The following is a 15,409-nucleotide window of genomic DNA, read 5'->3' as shown; positions in this document are numbered from 1 at the left end:
CAGGAGCACGGACCCATGAAACCCGCATCACAAGTGCATCGTGTCGGCGCGGCGACCATCACTCGCGTCGATGAAACGCGCTTTGCGCTCGCGCCCGATCGGCTGTTTCCTGCCTGGACTGCCGACGACGGCCGCGCGCTCGAAGAACGTTTCGCCACCGACAGCCTCGATCTCACGAACGCGCGCGTACCCTTGCACACGCATCTGTGGGTGATCGAAATCGACGGCACGACGATCGTCGTCGATACGGGCATCGGCAACGGCAAGGCGCGTCCGTTCAGCGCGCTGTTCGACAAGCTGGACAATCCCGTGCTCGAACGCCTCGAAGCGGCAGGATTCAAGCGCGAGAAAGTCGACTATGTGCTGCTTACGCACCTGCATGTCGATCATGTCGGCTGGAATACGCATTGGCAGGATGGCCGCTGGACGCCTGTGTTTCCGAATGCGAAGTATGTCTTCGGCGAGCGCGAACGCGATTTTTTCGCCACGCCGGAAGGGGCGTCGCGGAGAATGGTCTTCGACGATAGCGTGCTTCCCGTCATCGAAGCCGGGCAGGCGCGAGCGGTGCCCGACGCGGGTGAAGAAATTCTCGACGGCATCCGCTTTCTGCCGACGTTCGGCCACAGCATCGGCCACATGGCGATCGAGATCCGCTCGCGCGGCGAAACGGCGCTGTTCTCCGGCGACGTGATGCACAGCGCCGTCCAAGTGCATCGGCCGGAATGGAATTCGATGTTCTGTCTCGATCAGGAGCAGGCGCGCGCATCGCGTGAACGCTTGCTGACGTACGCCGCGGATACGGACGCGACACTATTTGCAGCGCACTTCGCGCAGACCTCGGCGGGGAGCGTCAGGCGAATCGGGAGCGGCTTCGAGTGGCGCTACGTGCCCGCTAGCTAGGGCGCCGATCCCGTTCGATGCGATCGATGATCGCCGCTATGCACGTTTTCGCAGCGGATCGAGCAAGCCCCTCAAGCCGTTGTGGTCCATCTCGTGCATCAGCGCGAGCAGCCGGCCGATATCGCCCCGCGGAAACCCCTCTCGCGCCAGCCAATTGAGGTAGTGACCGGGCAGGTCGGCGATGAGCCGGCCTTTGTATTTGCCAAAAGGCATCGTGACGGTGACGAGGCGTTCGAGGTCTGGGGCTTGCATAGGCGCTATTGTGCACGGCTTTGCGTGCCGCCCAGCGGAAAGCTGGTATTGTTTCCACCGCCCGTCGCGCTGCCCTGGCCGGCTGTTCTTCGACCCGGCCTCGCTGCAGCGCGGCAGTCCTATACAGCGACGGCTGAGCCCGCCGATGGAATCCGCAGCGTCGCCCCTGTGCTCGCGTTGACGGGGTCCGCGCGGCTTGCATGCGCAACACGCAGGCGAAGCCTTATGTCGAGGGCCTGCGTTGCATCCTCACGCACGTGTGCGACGAAACTGGGGCGATCCATCGACACCGACCGACCGAACACGTTGGAGAAAATGCGCATGGAAACGAAGCAGGTGACCGGCGACGCACTCGATCCCACGCATGCATCGGGGCCGGGTGCCGTCGCACGGACGGACCCGGCGTGGACCGAGCTCATCGAGCAGATCCGCCACGCGGTGACGCAAGCGCTGCCGGCCGCGAGCGAAGGGGCACAAGCGCTAGCGTGGCGCTGGATCCGACTCTTGACGCGAATGACGCGTAGCGACTCGACCCTGGCCTTCGAATTGATGAGGATGCAGGTTGGCGAGGCGCCCGCCCCGCAAATTGCAGGCATGACCGCAGAGATGCTCGCATGGATCGATGAAGCCTTCATCCACGCGCGATGCGCGGTGTTCGCCAAGTATCTGAGCGCGGCGCAGGCCGACGAGGTGCGGCGCCGGCAACTCGCCGCAAAGAACCGGCGCGCGAAGCCCGCGCTGATCGCCGCGCTGCGGACCCACATGGAGGCGGGCACGGATGTGGGCGCCGCCCCCGTGCAGGCGATCGTCAAACGCTGGCAGCAGCTTTTTCGCGAAAGCTTCTGCGCAGACGACGCCGTCCTGGAAGCTTGCATTCGCGAAGCCTTGATGCGCGAACCGGACTTGTTCTTGGGCATCGGTTTCGACGAGGCCCTCCTCGCCTATCTGCACAAGGCGCATAGGGTTGGCAACGACATCACGCCCGCTGCCGCGGGACCCAAGCCAAGCGCATTGACCGTGGCCATCCAGCGCGCAGCGCATCAGTTGCTCGATCGTCCGCTCGTGCTGGACGATCCGCTCGCGCTGGCGCTGCTCGGCGAATCGGAGCGGCAGGCCCTGCGTGAGAGCATCGATAAGTTTCGGCAGCCGGCGTCGTTAGGGATGCGCAGTTCGTTGGTCGTACGCAGCCGTCTGGCCGACGACGTGTGGAGCGAGGCACTCGAGCGCGGGGTCCGCCAATACGTCGTCCTCGGCGCGGGCTTGGACACCACCGCCTACAGGCACCTCGATGCACCGGGCCGTGTCTTCGAAGTCGATCTGCCGGCCACGCAAGCGTGGAAACGCGCGCGCCTGCAAGAAGCCGGCATCGAGGCGCCGCCGTCGCTGCATTTCGTGCCCGTCGATTTCGAGCGCATCGGATTGGCGCAGGGCCTGGCGCGCGCCGGGTTCGATCCTAGCGCCCCAGCCAATTTCAGTTGGCTGGGCGTGACCATGTATCTCGACGAAGCGGCCGTCAGCGAGACCTTGCGCTTCATCGCAGGCTGCGCGCGAGGGAGCGCCGTGCTGTTCGAATATGCGGTGCCGCTGTCGAGCTTGCCCCCCGTCATGCGCATCGCGATGGAGCAGATAACGGCGCAATTCGCCGAGCGCGGCGAGCCGTGGAAGAGCTTCTTCGAACCAGCCGCTTTGACCGAGATGTTGACCGAGCTCGGCTTCAGCAGCAGCAAGAGCTGGACCCCGAGCGAGTTGAACGAGCGCTATCTCGCGAGCCGCGCGGATGGATTGAAGCTCGGTGCGCCGCCGACCCGGCTCGTTCTGGCAACGGTCTGAGCCCGGTATCCGATTGCATCGCCCATCACCTTACCGGTGATGCAATCGGGCGATGCAAGTCAGTTCATCGTTTGCAGCCCGCGCATGATCAAGACAGCGCATTCACCCTCCCTTGTGGCGGTCGAATATTTCGACTATATTGGAAATATGGAAGAAACCGATGTTATCCGCGCCCTTGCGGCGCTTGCTCACGAGTTGCGCTTGCGCGTGTTCCGGATGCTCGTCGTCGCGGGGCCGGGCGGCCTGACTCCGGGGGCCATTGCGGGAGAGCTCGACATCCCCAATGCCACCCTCTCCTTTCATCTGAAGGAGTTGATGCATGCAGGCCTCGTCACTCAGCAGCGCGACGGGCGCAGCCTGATTTATCGGACCGCATTCGAGCAAATGAACGCGCTGCTGGGCTTCCTCACGGAAAACTGTTGTCAGGGCCAGGCTTGCGTCACGCCGGGCGCCGATTCCTGCAAATGCTGAAAGGGGCATCTTCATGAAGCGATTTCACGTCCATGTGCACGTCGACGATCTGGCAGCCAGCGTCGCGTTTTATACGAAGCTGTTCGCGGCCGAGCCGGCGAAGCTCGAAGCGGACTATGCGAAGTGGATGCTGGAGGACCCTCGCATCAACTTTGCGATTTCGACTCGCGGCACGAAAGCCGGCGTAGATCATCTCGGTTTCCAAGTGGAGGACGCCGCGGACCTCGCCGAACTCGCGCAAAGAGCGAAGGCCGCCGACATGGCGCTGCTGGACCAAGGCGAAACCACGTGTTGTTACGCGCGCAGCGACAAACACTGGGTCGTCGATCCGCAGGGCATCGCTTGGGAACACTTCCATACGCTGGATAACGCCCCGGTCTTTGGCGACAGCGGCCAGCAGGCGCCGTCCTCGCGCGCGTCGGCTTGCTGCGGTTCGCCGGCCAAAGCCGCCGACGCCTGCGTGAAACCGGCCGGTTCGGCCTGCTGTTGAGCGCATTCACGACGATCGGGCGAAGTCCTCAATGACAACGAACGTACTCATTCTCTGCACCCACAATTCGGCGCGCAGCGTGCTGGCCGAAGGCATGTTGAACCATTGGGCGAGCAAGCTCGCGAAGGACGTGCGCGCCTACAGCGCCGGCAGCGCCCCGAGCGGGCGCATCAACCCATTCGCGCTCGAAGCGCTGTCGAATGCCGGTGTCGATACCGCGGGCTACCGGAGCAAAAGCTGGGACGAGTTCATCGCCGAAAATGCCCCGCAGATGCGCATCGTCATCACGGTGTGCGATAGCGCGGCTGCGGAGCAATGTCCGCTCTGGCCCGCAAGCCCCGTCAAGGTTCACTGGGGCTACGCCGATCCGTCCAATGCGCCCGGCGGCGATGAAGGCAAACGGCAAGCGTTCGAACTCACCCGCCAGGCGATCGGCTATCGCATGCTGCAGTTGCTTGCGCTTCCCCTCGATCGTTTGAACGACACCGAGCTGCGACGCGCGTTGAACGACATTCAAACGAACTGAACCGGACCTGCCCAAAGCCCCCATGACCGCCACTCACGTTACGCCTTCGAATAAGCCCCTTGCGAAGGCGCCCATCAGCTTTTTCGAGCGATACCTCTCTCTTTGGGTTGCCTTGTGCATCGTCGCCGGAATCCTCTTCGGCCAGTGGCTCCCCGGCGTGTTCCAGGCGATCGGCCGAATGGAATACGCGCATGTCAATCTACCGGTTGGCCTGCTGATCTGGGTCATGATCATTCCGATGCTGGTCAAGGTCGACTTCGGCGCATTGCACGAAGTGCGTCAGCACGTCAAAGGCATCGCGGTCACGCTGGTCGTGAACTGGCTCGTCAAACCGTTCTTGATGGCGTTTCTCGGCTGGCTATTCGTCAAGCACTTGTTCGCGCCCATGCTGCCTGCCGCGCAGCTGGACAGTTACGTCGCCGGCCTCATCCTGCTCGCGGCAGCGCCCTGCACGGCGATGGTGTTCGTCTGGAGCCGGCTCACCGGCGGCGATCCCTTGTTTACGCTGTCGCAGGTGGCGCTGAACGACAGCATCATGGTGATCGCGTTCGCGCCGCTCGTCGGATTGCTGCTCGGCATTTCCGCCATTACGGTGCCCTGGGCCACGCTGCTAACCTCGGTCGTGCTCTACATCGTGATTCCGGTGATCCTTGCGCAGATGCTGCGCAAGGCACTGCTAGGCCGGGGACGAGCTACCTTCGATGCGGCAATGGAAAAGATCGGGCCTTGGTCGATCACCGCGCTGCTCGCGACGCTCGTGCTGCTGTTCGCATTTCAAGGCGAGGCGATCCTCGAGCAACCGCTCGTGATCGCCCTGCTCGCGGTGCCCATTCTGATCCAGGTGCTGTTCAACTCGGCGCTCGCTTACTGGCTCAACCGGGCAGTCGGCGAAAAACACAACGTCGCGTGTCCGTCGGCGCTCATCGGCGCGTCGAACTTCTTCGAACTCGCGGTCGCCGCTGCCATCAGCTTGTTCGGCTTCAATTCCGGCGCGGCGCTGGCAACCGTGGTGGGTGTGCTGATCGAAGTACCCGTCATGCTGCTCGTGGTGCGCATCGTCAATCGTTCGAAGGCCTGGTACGAACGCGCCTAAGGTGTATTCGATGAAACGCTCGCCAATCACGGTTATCACGGCCGCCGCCGTGTTCAGCGCCGCCGTGCTTGCGTCGCCCGCTAGCGCCGAAAGCACCGCACGCCAGGGGGATGTCGCACGGCACGGAGCGCAGGTGATGCCGTTCTCCCTTGCGGCGACCATGCATGTCTTTACGAAGACCGCAGACGGCGGAATCCAGCAGGTTCTCACGAAGAAGCATCCCGACCCGAAGCAGGTCGCGTTGATTCGAGCACATCTTGCCGCAATTGCCCGGGATTTTGCGGCTGGGCATTTCGAGGCGCCGGAGCAGATCCACGGCAAGAACATGCCGGGCCTGCCGGCGTTACGGGCGGCACGGCAGGGCGAGCTCGAGATTCGTTATCGGGACCTGCCCGATGGCGGCGAAATCACCTATCGCAGCGGCGACCCTAGGCTAGTCGCAGCAATACACGAGTGGTTCGATGCACAGGTATCCGACCACGGCCACGACGCAATGGAAGGGCACGATGGCGGCATGATGCAACACCATGGGTCCGATGCCTCGACAGAGAAGTAGTCGGCTAAGGGCGTGACATGGCACGGCGGGGTCGCGCCGCGGCGGCCGAAATATGCGGCAGCGCAAGCGCGCCGACATTAGTAGATTTTCTGCTCGCTCATGAAGTATGACGCCGTTGCGAATATCGATCGTGCCGGCGGCGTCTCCGTGGGCGCAGCTATACGGAGCACACCATCGCAAATCGTTGCGCGTCGTGCGAACGCGAGTTCATCCCGTCGACGTTCCTTCCACGGCAAGAAGGCGGCGCTGACAGCTAAATGGCAGTTACCAACGCCTCTGCCTTGATACCCTGCTTTTAAGCTGCGCGCAGCATCGACGAGCGCATAAGCCGCGCCACCCGCGCGGCGGCGCGACGATCACCCACTCCCTCAATCAGGAGAAGACTCCCCATGCTCGAACTGCGCCCCGGATGCGAATGCTGCGACAAGGATCTCCCGCCGCAAGCCGAAGACGCTCTGATCTGTTCCTTCGAATGCACGTTCTGCGCCGACTGCGCAACGAACGTCCTGCATGGGACATGCCCCAATTGCGGCGGCGAATTGGTCCCACGGCCCCGCCGCCCCGAAAACAAGCTGGCCAACAATCCCCCTTCCAGCGAGCGGGTCTTCAATCCCGAATGCGGCAAGCAGCGCTGAACGCAAGATCGGCCGGCCGGCGTCCACCGGACGCGACCATGAACCGCGGTTCGCTTCTTCGCAAACCCTTGACATATATCACTCGCCCCCGCGCCGAGCGCTGCAACAATACGCCGATCCTGGTCCCCGAGCGTATCGAGCATGCCACCGTCCTTAGCCCCGCACGACATCGGCTTCTCCGACCCAATGACGCATTTGCTGGGTTGCCACGCCGACATTCGCCGCTTCTCCGGCCTGATGCTACGGCTCGATATCCATCTCATCCATTACGGGCCGGACGATACGGCTCGCTCGACGGCGCACGACATCCTCGCCTACTTCGAGCAGGAGGTGCCCCTGCACCACGCCGATGAGCGCGGCGACTTGTTTCCGACGCTGCGGCGCCTGGGCGATGCCGACATCGTGCAATCGCTCGACGCGCTAGACGCCGAGCACGAATCGCTGATGCGCACCTGGCGCGCCGTGCGCGCCTGGCTGCAAGGGGTCCGCGACCGCCGCCCATCGAAGCGCCCCGACCTGCTCGGCAAATTCGCCGCGCGCTACCCCGCCTATGCCGACCGCGAAGAACGAGAAGTATTCGGCGCAATCCTGAGGCTGCCGCGCGATCAACTGCTGTCGCTCGCCGACGGCATGCGCAGACGCAGGACGTTGCGCGGCGCGGGCTGAACGCCCCGCCGTACCGCTGCAACAACGCCTTCAACCCCCCGCGTCAATATGGCGCGAATCCCCCGCAAAGCGCCGCTAAACATCGATTTCTTATAGATGTTTAGCGGCCCGCCCCGCGCAAATCAGCAGTACGCCACCTGCGCACAACCTTTACATAGATCAAAAATCAAACTTATGATTCGGCTTAACATGTATTCGCAATGCATGTTAAAAGCTGCTTCAGCAGGATCGCTTCGCGAATCGGGGCACGTCCCGGCACTTCACCCTCTAGGAGAGAGGATATGCAATCAACACGACGCTTATGGAGATGGCTGGGCCTGGTCTGCCTGCTATCGTTCGCCGCCTTGCTTTGGCTCGGCAGGGAAATCTATCTGGCCGCCCCGCCCATTCCAAGCGCGGTCGTAAGCGACAGCGGTCAAGTGCTGTTCACCGGCGCTCAAGTCACGCGCGGCCAGCAAGTCTGGCTCGCGGCCGGCGGCCAGCAGCTTGGCACCGTCTGGGGTCACGGCAGCTACGTTGCACCCGATTGGTCGGCCGACTGGTTGCACCGTGAAGCGCTGCAACTGCGCGAAAACTGGGCCCAGCAACAATACGGCAAACCGTATGCGGCGCTCACGCCGGACGAGCAAGGCACGTTGGACGCGCGCCTGAAGCGCGAGATGCGGGCCAATCGCTACGACGCCGGCACGGGCCGCATCACGTTGTCCGATGCGCGCGCCAGCGCTGCGCGTGATGTCGCCGCCCACTACGAAGCCTTGTTCGGCACCGATCGCTCGCTCGATACGTTGCGCGACCAATACGCGATGAACGCCGGCTCGGTCCAAAGCGCAGACGATCGCGCCGCGCTCGCCGCTTTCTTCTTCTGGTCGGCTTGGTCGGCAACGACCGATCGTCCCGGGCAAACGGATATCACCTACACGAACAACTGGCCCCACGAACCGCTCGTCGACAACAACCCGACCGTCGCGAACGGCATGTGGTCGATTGCAAGCGTGGTCCTGTTGCTCGCCGGTATCGCCGGCATGATCTGGTATCACTCGGCGCACAGCGACGGCGAAGAGCCCGTCGCGCCGCCCGCGCAAGACCCGCTGTTCAACGTGAAGGCGACGCCTTCGATGAAGGCGACCAAGAAGTACTTCTACGTGGTCATCGGCTTGCTGCTCGTGCAAGTGGGCATGGGCGCCGTCACGGCCCACTATGCCGTCGAGGGTCACAGCTTCTTCGGCTTCCCGTTAGCCGAGGTGCTGCCGTGGGTTGCCAGCCGCACGATTCATACGCAGTTCGGCGTGCTGTGGATCGCGACGGCATGGCTCGCGACCGGCTTGTATATCTCGCCGCTGCTGTCGGGACATGAGCCCAAGTTTCAAAAGCTCGGCGTCAACGTGCTGTTCTATGCGCTGCTGTTCATCGTGGTCGGATCGACTGCGTGCGGCTGGCTCGGCACGCTGCAGCACCGCGGCACCGATTTCGCGTTCTGGATCGGCAACCAAGGGCTCGCCTACACGAGCATGGGTCGCGTCTGGCAAATCCTGCTGTTCATCGGCCTGCTGTTCTGGCTCGTGTTGATGGGCCGTGCATTGATGCCCGCGCTCAAGAACCCGAAAACGAACGGACGCGGCTTGATCGGCATGGTGTTCCTGTCCGCCGCCTGTATCGGCGCGTTCTACTCGACGTCGCTCGCCTGGGGCCAACACACGCACTACTCCATGATCGAATACTGGAGATGGTGGCTCGTGCATCTGTGGGTCGAAGGGTTCTTCGAAGTGTTCGCAACGGCCGTGATCGCACTGATCTTCTCGCGCCTGGGCCTCATTCGAATCGATTCGGCCAACCGCGCCATCGTGCTCGAAACGATCGTGTTCCTCTTCGGCGGCATTCTCGGCACGCTGCACCACCTTTACTTCACCGGCGCTTCGACGGCCGTGATCGCAGTTGGTGCGGTGTTCTCCGCGTTCGAAGTCGTGCCGCTCGCGCTCATCGGGCTCGAAGGCTGGCAAACGTATCGCAAGACGAAGGCGGCGCCCTGGGTTCAAACGTACAAGTGGGCAATTCTCTGTTTCGTCGCCGTGGGCCTGTGGAATACCGTCGGCGCCGGTCTGCTCGGCTTCTCGATCAACCCGCCGATCTCGCTGTACTACGTGCAAGGCCTGAACATCACCCCCGCACACGGGCACGCCGCGCTCTTCGGCGTGTACGGGATGCTCGGCATCGGCCTCATGCTGTTCTGCCTGCGCGGCCTGTCGGCGCGCGAAGCTTGGGACGACTCGCTGCTCAAGCCCGCGTTCTGGCTGCTCAACGTCGGCCTGTTCATGATGGTGTTCTTCTCGATCCTGCCGTCGGGGATCTACGAAGCATGGGCCAGCGTCAGCAAGGGGCTCTGGTACGCGCGCTCGCCTGAAGTCGTGCATGCGCCGATCATGCAGGCCCTCGTTTGGGTGCGGGTGCCCGGCGACATCCTGTTCGCTGTCGGCGTGCTTTACCTCGGGTGGTTCGCCCTGCGCCTGCTGCGTCCCGGCCGGCCGGTCGAAGCGCCCGTGAAGTCCGCGGTGCATCGCGTGTAAATCGCGCCATGCTCGCTTGGTAGGGCTCGTGTTCGCATGACGCCTCGCGACGGCCGGACCCTTGGGTCCGGCCGTCTGGCCATCGAACCTGTTCGGAGAAATGCTATGAATCCCGCATCGATCGCCTCCACCGCGCCGATGACGCGCGAGCTGATCCACGCTGCGCTCACGCAAGTCATCGATCCCGAGATCGGCATCAACATCGTCGATCTGGGCCTCGTCTACGATGTCGAATCGAACGACGAAGGCTGGCGCATCGCCTTGACCATGACCTCGCCCGCGTGCCCGATGGGTCAATCGATCCTCGACGACGTGCGCGCGGTCATCGACACATCGCTCGCGATCGGCACGAGCGTCGACATCGATCTCGTTTGGGAACCGCCATGGGACCCGTCGATGATGAGCGATGCGGCGCGCGATACGCTGGGATGGAGCGACGATTGAACCGGACGCCGCACGCCGTTTCGAAGGCTGCGCCGCTGCGCGTCGCCATGCGGGTTGCGTTCGCCGCGGCGATCGTGCTCACGTTCGCTTGCGGTGTGTTCGCCGGGCTGGCGCGCTTCGGCGTGGCGGCGCCCCCTCATGCGCTCACGAATGCGGTATGGCACGGCGTGCTGGTGCTGCCCATGTTCTTCGGCGCCGTGGTGAGCTTGGAGCGAGCCGTCGCCCTGGGCGGCGGCCGTCATCTTTGCGCGCCCGTGGCCGTCGCCTTCGCGGCCGTGCTGCTGTTGGCGGGCGCGCCGCCCCTATGGGCGCAACTGCTGCTCTTCGCGGGCGCCTCGCTCGCGCTCGCAAGCGTGCTCGGCTTGGTGCGCCGCCACACCGAGCTGCATCTGGCGATACTCGCGCTCGGCGTATCGAGCTGGTGGTTCGGCGATCTGCTCTGGCTCACGAGCGCCACGCCGCTTGTCGCCGTGCCGAGCTGGGTCGCGTTTCTCGTCTTGACCATCGCGGCGGAACGGCTCGAGCTGACACGCCTGCGGCCCACGCCGCGGCGCGCGCGGGCCTGGTTCGTGACGATCGTCGTCGTCTTGCTCGCCAGCGTCGCATGGGCCTGGCTCATGCCCAACGCAGGCCTGCGCGGTTTCTCCGCATGCCTGATCGCACTGGCCGCGTGGCTCACGCGCTACGACATCGCGCGCGTCACGGTGCGCCAACGCGGCCTGACGCGCTTCATCGCGGTGTGCTTGTTGTCAGGCTATGGATGGCTGGCGCTGAGCGGCGCGCTAGGCGTGTTCGGCGCTTGGCGCGTTGGCCACCCTTGGCACGACGCTGCGTTGCATGCGCTCACGCTCGGCTTCGTGATTTCGATGGCGCTCGGCCATGCACCGATCGTGCTTCCAGCGGTCGCACGCCTGCGTGTGAGCTATCGCCCCGTCTTCTACCTGCCGCTCGTCGCGCTCCATCTCGCGCTCGGCGCGCGCGTGGCCGGCGCGCTCTTGGATGCGTTCCCCCTGCGCCGCGCCGGCGCCATCGGCAATGCAATCGCGCTTGCTTTGTTCGTCGCCGTCATGGCGCGGGCGGCTTGGACCGCGCGCACCGAGGCGCGCATCGTCTCGCACAGGAGGTGACGTAAGAACTCTGCACCCCTAACCACTTTCTTTATCGATTACCTGTGACGCGCTTCTCGGCGCGGACGCATTTTTCCTTTGATTTGCATATCGGAGTCAAGCATGGCCCACCCTTCCCTCGACGCCACCTATCTGTTCGATGCCCGCGGTATCGCCAAGCGCTTCCGTCACGCCGCTATCTTTGCGGCACTGGAGACGCTCGATCACGGCGAAACGATGCGCTTCGTCAACGATCACGATCCACTCCCGCTGCTCAACCAAATTCAGCAGCGCTACGGCGACCAAGTCCGCATTCAGTACGTAGAGCGTACCCCTGAGCGGATCGCCATCGACTTCGGCATCTGGCTCACGGCAAACGAAGGCGCCCCCGCCGAGCAAGCCTCGGCAGGCGGCTGCGCCGGCGGTGGCGCCGGCAGCTGCGGCTGCAGCGGCGGCTAAGCGGCTCGGCCACCGGGCCACGGCAGGCGAGCGCCGAGCGCGCTGCCGCCACGGCAATCGGTCGCGCACCGCTTGGGGGCGCGACCGCTCGAAACTTAATCCAGGTCAAGTAGACGCGATAATGCCGATCACCGGCATTGACCCCACCATATATGGTGCATACGATGAGCAACATCACAACATATTGTGCTCATCGAGGACCGCATGGAACGCCAGCCCACGCTTGACCGTCTCACCCAAGCCATTCGTCTCGCGCCAGCGGCCGATCGGTCCAAGCCTTTCGTCGAAGTGGGTTCCGCCATCGACGAATATCTCGACCGCTTGGACTGGCGCGTCAATGCGAACGCCAACCAGGGCTACTCCCTGGGCGGGTTGATCCTCAACATCTCGGGCAAGCTCGTCGCCAACTATTGGCTGAGCCATATTTATCCGCCCGCCGTGGGCGAAGCGCATCGCAATGCCGATCTGCATATCCACGATCTCGACATGCTCTCGGGATACTGCGCCGGCTGGTCGCTGCGCACTTTGCTGACCGAGGGGCTCAACGGCGTGCCGGGCAAGGTCGAAGCAGGCCCGCCCAAGCATATGTCCAGCGCCGTCGGGCAAATCGTCAATTTCCTCGGAACGCTGCAGAACGAATGGGCCGGCGCGCAAGCGTTCAGCTCGTTCGATACGTACATGGCGCCGTTCGTGCGCAAGGACGGCCTGCGCTACGACGAGGTTCGCCAATACATTCAGGAACTCATCTACAACCTGAACGTGCCTTCGCGCTGGGGCACGCAAACGCCATTCACGAATCTCACGTTCGATTGGGTATGCCCGGAAGATCTGCGCGAGCAAGTGCCCATCATCGGCGGCAAAGAGGTGGACTTCACCTACGGCGAGCTGCAAGCCGAGATGGACATGATCAACCAGGCCTACATCGAAGTCATGCAGGCCGGCGACGCAAAGGGCCGCGTCTTCACGTTTCCGATCCCGACCTACAACATCACGGCCGATTTCGACTGGACGAGCCCCAATGCGAACCGGCTGTTCGAGATGACGGCGCGTTACGGCCTGCCGTACTTTCAAAACTTCATCAATTCGGAACTGAAGCCGAACATGATTCGGTCGATGTGCTGCCGCCTTCAACTCGATCTGCGCGAGCTGCTCAAGCGCGGCAACGGCTTGTTCGGCTCGGCCGAGCAGACCGGTTCGATCGGCGTCGTCACGATCAATTGCGCGCGGCTCGGCTATCTGTATGCCGGCGACGAAGCGGCGCTCATGACGCGCATCGACACGCTCATGGAGTTGGGCAAGGACAGCTTGGAAATCAAGCGGCTCGTGATTCAAAAGCACATCGACAATGGGCTTTTCCCCTACACGAAGCGATACCTCGGCACGCTGCGCAATCACTTCTCCACGCTAGGCGTGAACGGCATCAACGAGATGATCCGCAACTTCACGGGCGACGAGCACGACCTCACGACCGAATGGGGCCATGCGTTCGCCGTGCGTCTGCTCGACCGGATTCGCGCGAAGATGCTCGCGTTCCAAGAGGAAACGGGGCATATGTACAACCTCGAGGCCACGCCGGCAGAAGGCACGACCTATCGCTTCGCCAAGGAAGACCGCAAGCGCTACCCCGACATTTTGCAAGCGGGCACGCCGGAGATGCCGTACTACACGAACTCGTCGCAGTTGCCCGTCGGCTTCACCGAAGATCCCTTCGAAGCGCTCGAGCATCAAGACGATCTGCAGCGTAAATACACCGGCGGCACCGTACTGCATCTTTACATGACCGAGCCGCTATCGTCGGCCGACGCTTGCCGCGAACTCGTCAAGCGCACGCTGAGCCGGTTCTCGCTGCCGTACATCACCGTGACGCCGACGTTCTCGATCTGCCCCAAGCACGGGTATCTGCCCGGAAAGCACGAGTTTTGTCCCAAATGCGACGAAGCGCTGCTTCAACGCAAATGCAATCAACCCGCAACGACTGAAACTACGGAGTCCCAACAATGAACGCGACCACCCAAAACGTCACCCCCATGCTGCTCGATGAAGAACGTCAGCCCTGCGAGATCTGGACGCGCGTGATGGGATACCACCGGCCGGTCTCCTCGTTCAACACGGGCAAGAAGGGCGAATTCTACGAGCGCACCTACTTCACGGAAGAGGCCTCGCTTGCTGCCTGAGGCCGAATCCGCGCCCGCTGCCAAGCGTGCGACGCCGCTGCGACTGCTCAAGGTCGGCGGCGTCGCGCCTTTCACGGCCACCGATTATCCGGGCCAGTTGGCTGCGGTCGTGTTCGTGCAAGGGTGCCCGTGGCGATGCGGCTACTGCCACAACACGCATTTGCAGCCGCGCACGCGCGAGGGTGCCGTGTCTTGGGCCAAGGTGATGGGTTTTCTAGAGCGGCGCGTCGGGCTGATCGACGCCGTGGTGTTCAGCGGCGGCGAGCCGACCTCCGATCCGGCGCTGGCCGCCGCCATCGGCGAGGTCCGCGCGCTCGGTTTCAAGATCGGCCTGCACAGCGCGGGAACGCATCCGCGGCGGTTCGAACGCGTGCTGCCGCTCCTCGATTGGGTCGGCTTCGACGTGAAGGCGCCGTTCGAGGATTACGAGCAAGTGACGCGCATGCGCGAGAGCGGAACGTTCGCGCGGCGCAGCCTCGAAGCGCTGCTCTCGAGCGGGGTCGATTACGAGTGCAGGACGACCGCGCACCCGAGCTTGCTGACCGATGCGGATCTGCTCAAGCTCGCGCACTCGCTTTCGGCCATGGGCGTGAAAAAACACTACCTGCAGATTTTCCGCAAGCAAGGATCGGCCGATGCCGCGTTGAATGCGGTAGGCACGACGGGCTACCCGAGCGGGCCGGCCCTAGATGAAATGCGCAGGCTCTTTCCTACGTTCGACGTGAGGCGCGGCTGATCCTTGGGCGATGCGCGATGCCTGTTGAACGATGCACGCGATGCGCGATCGCCGGGCTTTGCCGACCGGCCAGGCTCAGCGATGCTCCGCCGATTCGGCATCGCAGGCGTGCGCTTCGCCCTCGACGAGCGAGCTCGCGGCACGCGACACTTCCTCGATGACCTGCTCGGCCTGCTCCACGTCGAAGTCGGCATGAAATCGCTTCTTCACGCCATGCTCGGCCAACTGCACGTATTCGTCGGCGGCGATGTCGTGCCGCGCGAGCGAGCTCTTCACGCATGCGAGCGGACACCCGTCGATCGCGATGATCGGCCGCCCGGAGTGGGCGATCTTCACCAGTGCGGGGACATCCCCGCCCACGCCGGCGATGCACGACATTTCAGCCATGCCGCGGCGGTCGAGCTGCAAGGCGACGTAGTTGGCCATCTGCGCCGCGCTCGAACACCCCGAGCACGAGTAGACGAGCGGTAACGCGCGACGTTCATTGTTCATCTTCGAAAGCTCCGTGAC

The 15,409-nt window shown here is 63.6% G+C and carries 17 protein-coding genes and 1 pseudogene; 16 read left to right on the top strand and 2 right to left on the bottom strand.

All coding sequences use genetic code 11. The features are described 5' to 3' along the window. The first annotated feature begins 15 nt into the window (after window positions 1-15). Entirely contained in the window at window positions 16-900 is an 885-nt protein-coding gene (locus tag QQS38_RS06620) for an MBL fold metallo-hydrolase (RefSeq protein WP_479644586.1), read from the top strand. A 36-nt stretch (window positions 901-936) separates the two neighbouring features. Here the strand turns inward: QQS38_RS06620 and QQS38_RS06615 are convergent, their stop codons facing one another. Further along, window positions 937-1,152: a DUF3820 family protein gene (locus QQS38_RS06615; RefSeq protein ID WP_479644585.1), complete on the bottom strand. Its 216-nt coding sequence runs from the start codon at window positions 1,150-1,152 to the stop codon at window positions 937-939. Between the two features lie 321 nt (window positions 1,153-1,473). On the opposite strand from QQS38_RS06615, the gene QQS38_RS06610 reads away from it, so the two are divergent. The 15 genes and pseudogenes from QQS38_RS06610 to QQS38_RS06540 all read left to right on the top strand — a co-directional run bounded on the left by QQS38_RS06610 (window position 1,474) and on the right by QQS38_RS06540 (window position 14,899). After that, window positions 1,474-2,982: an SAM-dependent methyltransferase gene (locus QQS38_RS06610; RefSeq protein WP_479644584.1), complete on the top strand. Its 1,509-nt coding sequence runs from the start codon at window positions 1,474-1,476 to the stop codon at window positions 2,980-2,982. Between the two features lie 147 nt (window positions 2,983-3,129). Further along, the gene (locus QQS38_RS06605) at window positions 3,130-3,453 is read left to right on the top strand and encodes an ArsR/SmtB family transcription factor (protein WP_479644982.1); all 324 of its coding nucleotides are present in this window, start codon (window positions 3,130-3,132) and stop codon (window positions 3,451-3,453) included. A gap of 13 nt (window positions 3,454-3,466) precedes the next feature. Further along, a complete protein-coding gene (locus tag QQS38_RS06600) occupies window positions 3,467-3,943 on the top strand; it encodes an ArsI/CadI family heavy metal resistance metalloenzyme (protein ID WP_479644583.1) in 477 nt (158 codons plus the stop codon). Between the two features lie 31 nt (window positions 3,944-3,974). Continuing rightward, the gene (locus QQS38_RS06595; RefSeq protein WP_479644582.1) at window positions 3,975-4,469 is read left to right on the top strand and encodes an arsenate reductase ArsC; all 495 of its coding nucleotides are present in this window, start codon (window positions 3,975-3,977) and stop codon (window positions 4,467-4,469) included. Window positions 4,470-4,491: 22 nt separating this feature from the next. After that, complete coding sequence (arsB, locus tag QQS38_RS06590; RefSeq protein WP_479644581.1) at window positions 4,492-5,562, top strand: ACR3 family arsenite efflux transporter; 1,071 nt, start codon at window positions 4,492-4,494, stop codon at window positions 5,560-5,562. Window positions 5,563-5,572: 10 nt separating this feature from the next. Beyond that, on the top strand, window positions 5,573-6,118 hold the full coding sequence (locus tag QQS38_RS06585; protein WP_479644580.1) for an aspartate carbamoyltransferase: 546 nt from the start codon (window positions 5,573-5,575) through the stop codon (window positions 6,116-6,118). A 389-nt stretch (window positions 6,119-6,507) separates the two neighbouring features. Further along, window positions 6,508-6,753, top strand: a complete 246-nt coding sequence (locus tag QQS38_RS06580; protein ID WP_479644579.1) for a DUF1272 domain-containing protein — start codon at window positions 6,508-6,510, stop codon at window positions 6,751-6,753. 141 nt (window positions 6,754-6,894) lie between these two features. Beyond that, window positions 6,895-7,419, top strand: a complete 525-nt coding sequence (locus QQS38_RS06575) for a hemerythrin domain-containing protein (protein WP_479644578.1) — start codon at window positions 6,895-6,897, stop codon at window positions 7,417-7,419. Between the two features lie 281 nt (window positions 7,420-7,700). Continuing rightward, complete coding sequence (locus QQS38_RS06570; protein ID WP_479644577.1) at window positions 7,701-9,980, top strand: nitric-oxide reductase large subunit; 2,280 nt, start codon at window positions 7,701-7,703, stop codon at window positions 9,978-9,980. 105 nt (window positions 9,981-10,085) lie between these two features. Beyond that, window positions 10,086-10,424 carry a metal-sulfur cluster assembly factor gene (locus QQS38_RS06565; protein ID WP_479644576.1) on the top strand — a complete coding sequence of 113 codons (339 nt, stop codon included), beginning with the start codon at window positions 10,086-10,088 and terminating at the stop codon, window positions 10,422-10,424. A 47-nt stretch (window positions 10,425-10,471) separates the two neighbouring features. Beyond that, window positions 10,472-11,551 (top strand): hypothetical protein, encoded by a 1,080-nt coding sequence (locus tag QQS38_RS06560; RefSeq protein WP_479644981.1) that lies wholly within the window; start codon window positions 10,472-10,474, stop codon window positions 11,549-11,551. A 102-nt stretch (window positions 11,552-11,653) separates the two neighbouring features. Next, window positions 11,654-11,893, top strand: a pseudogene (locus QQS38_RS06555) (DUF2249 domain-containing protein); the annotation flags it as partial. Between the two features lie 300 nt (window positions 11,894-12,193). Continuing rightward, complete coding sequence (locus tag QQS38_RS06550; RefSeq protein ID WP_479644575.1) at window positions 12,194-13,990, top strand: ribonucleoside triphosphate reductase; 1,797 nt, start codon at window positions 12,194-12,196, stop codon at window positions 13,988-13,990. Continuing rightward, window positions 13,987-14,163, top strand: a complete 177-nt coding sequence (gene nrdD / locus QQS38_RS06545; protein ID WP_479644574.1) for an anaerobic ribonucleoside-triphosphate reductase — start codon at window positions 13,987-13,989, stop codon at window positions 14,161-14,163. Before QQS38_RS06550 ends, nrdD begins: the two co-directional genes overlap by 4 nt. Continuing rightward, window positions 14,156-14,899, top strand: a complete 744-nt coding sequence (locus QQS38_RS06540; RefSeq protein ID WP_479644980.1) for an anaerobic ribonucleoside-triphosphate reductase activating protein — start codon at window positions 14,156-14,158, stop codon at window positions 14,897-14,899. Before nrdD ends, QQS38_RS06540 begins: the two co-directional genes overlap by 8 nt. A 75-nt stretch (window positions 14,900-14,974) precedes the next feature. Here QQS38_RS06540 and QQS38_RS06535 read toward each other — a convergent pair whose 3' ends face one another. Next, window positions 14,975-15,391 (bottom strand): putative zinc-binding protein, encoded by a 417-nt coding sequence (locus QQS38_RS06535; RefSeq protein ID WP_479644573.1) that lies wholly within the window; start codon window positions 15,389-15,391, stop codon window positions 14,975-14,977. Between the last annotated feature and the right edge of the window lie 18 nt (window positions 15,392-15,409).

Source organism: Trinickia sp. Z7 (assembly GCF_056498045.1).
Note: the sequence above shows the minus strand (reverse complement) of the source record. Positions and strands in the feature narration are given on the sequence as shown.

Coding starts and splice junctions, on each gene's coding strand:
- QQS38_RS06595 (WP_479644582.1), top strand. CDS start 3,975: ATGACAACGAACGTACTCATTCTCTGCACCCACAATTCGGCGCGCAGC.
- QQS38_RS06605 (WP_479644982.1), top strand. CDS start 3,130: ATGGAAGAAACCGATGTTATCCGCGCCCTTGCGGCGCTTGCTCACGAG.
- QQS38_RS06615 (WP_479644585.1), bottom strand. CDS start 1,152: ATGCAAGCCCCAGACCTCGAACGCCTCGTCACCGTCACGATGCCTTTT.
- nrdD (WP_479644574.1), top strand. CDS start 13,987: ATGAACGCGACCACCCAAAACGTCACCCCCATGCTGCTCGATGAAGAA.
- QQS38_RS06535 (WP_479644573.1), bottom strand. CDS start 15,391: ATGAACAATGAACGTCGCGCGTTACCGCTCGTCTACTCGTGCTCGGGG.
- QQS38_RS06575 (WP_479644578.1), top strand. CDS start 6,895: ATGCCACCGTCCTTAGCCCCGCACGACATCGGCTTCTCCGACCCAATG.
- QQS38_RS06610 (WP_479644584.1), top strand. CDS start 1,474: ATGGAAACGAAGCAGGTGACCGGCGACGCACTCGATCCCACGCATGCA.
- QQS38_RS06560 (WP_479644981.1), top strand. CDS start 10,472: ATGCGGGTTGCGTTCGCCGCGGCGATCGTGCTCACGTTCGCTTGCGGT.
- QQS38_RS06580 (WP_479644579.1), top strand. CDS start 6,508: ATGCTCGAACTGCGCCCCGGATGCGAATGCTGCGACAAGGATCTCCCG.
- QQS38_RS06620 (WP_479644586.1), top strand. CDS start 16: ATGAAACCCGCATCACAAGTGCATCGTGTCGGCGCGGCGACCATCACT.
- arsB (WP_479644581.1), top strand. CDS start 4,492: ATGACCGCCACTCACGTTACGCCTTCGAATAAGCCCCTTGCGAAGGCG.
- QQS38_RS06585 (WP_479644580.1), top strand. CDS start 5,573: ATGAAACGCTCGCCAATCACGGTTATCACGGCCGCCGCCGTGTTCAGC.
- QQS38_RS06570 (WP_479644577.1), top strand. CDS start 7,701: ATGCAATCAACACGACGCTTATGGAGATGGCTGGGCCTGGTCTGCCTG.
- QQS38_RS06565 (WP_479644576.1), top strand. CDS start 10,086: ATGAATCCCGCATCGATCGCCTCCACCGCGCCGATGACGCGCGAGCTG.
- QQS38_RS06600 (WP_479644583.1), top strand. CDS start 3,467: ATGAAGCGATTTCACGTCCATGTGCACGTCGACGATCTGGCAGCCAGC.
- QQS38_RS06550 (WP_479644575.1), top strand. CDS start 12,194: ATGGAACGCCAGCCCACGCTTGACCGTCTCACCCAAGCCATTCGTCTC.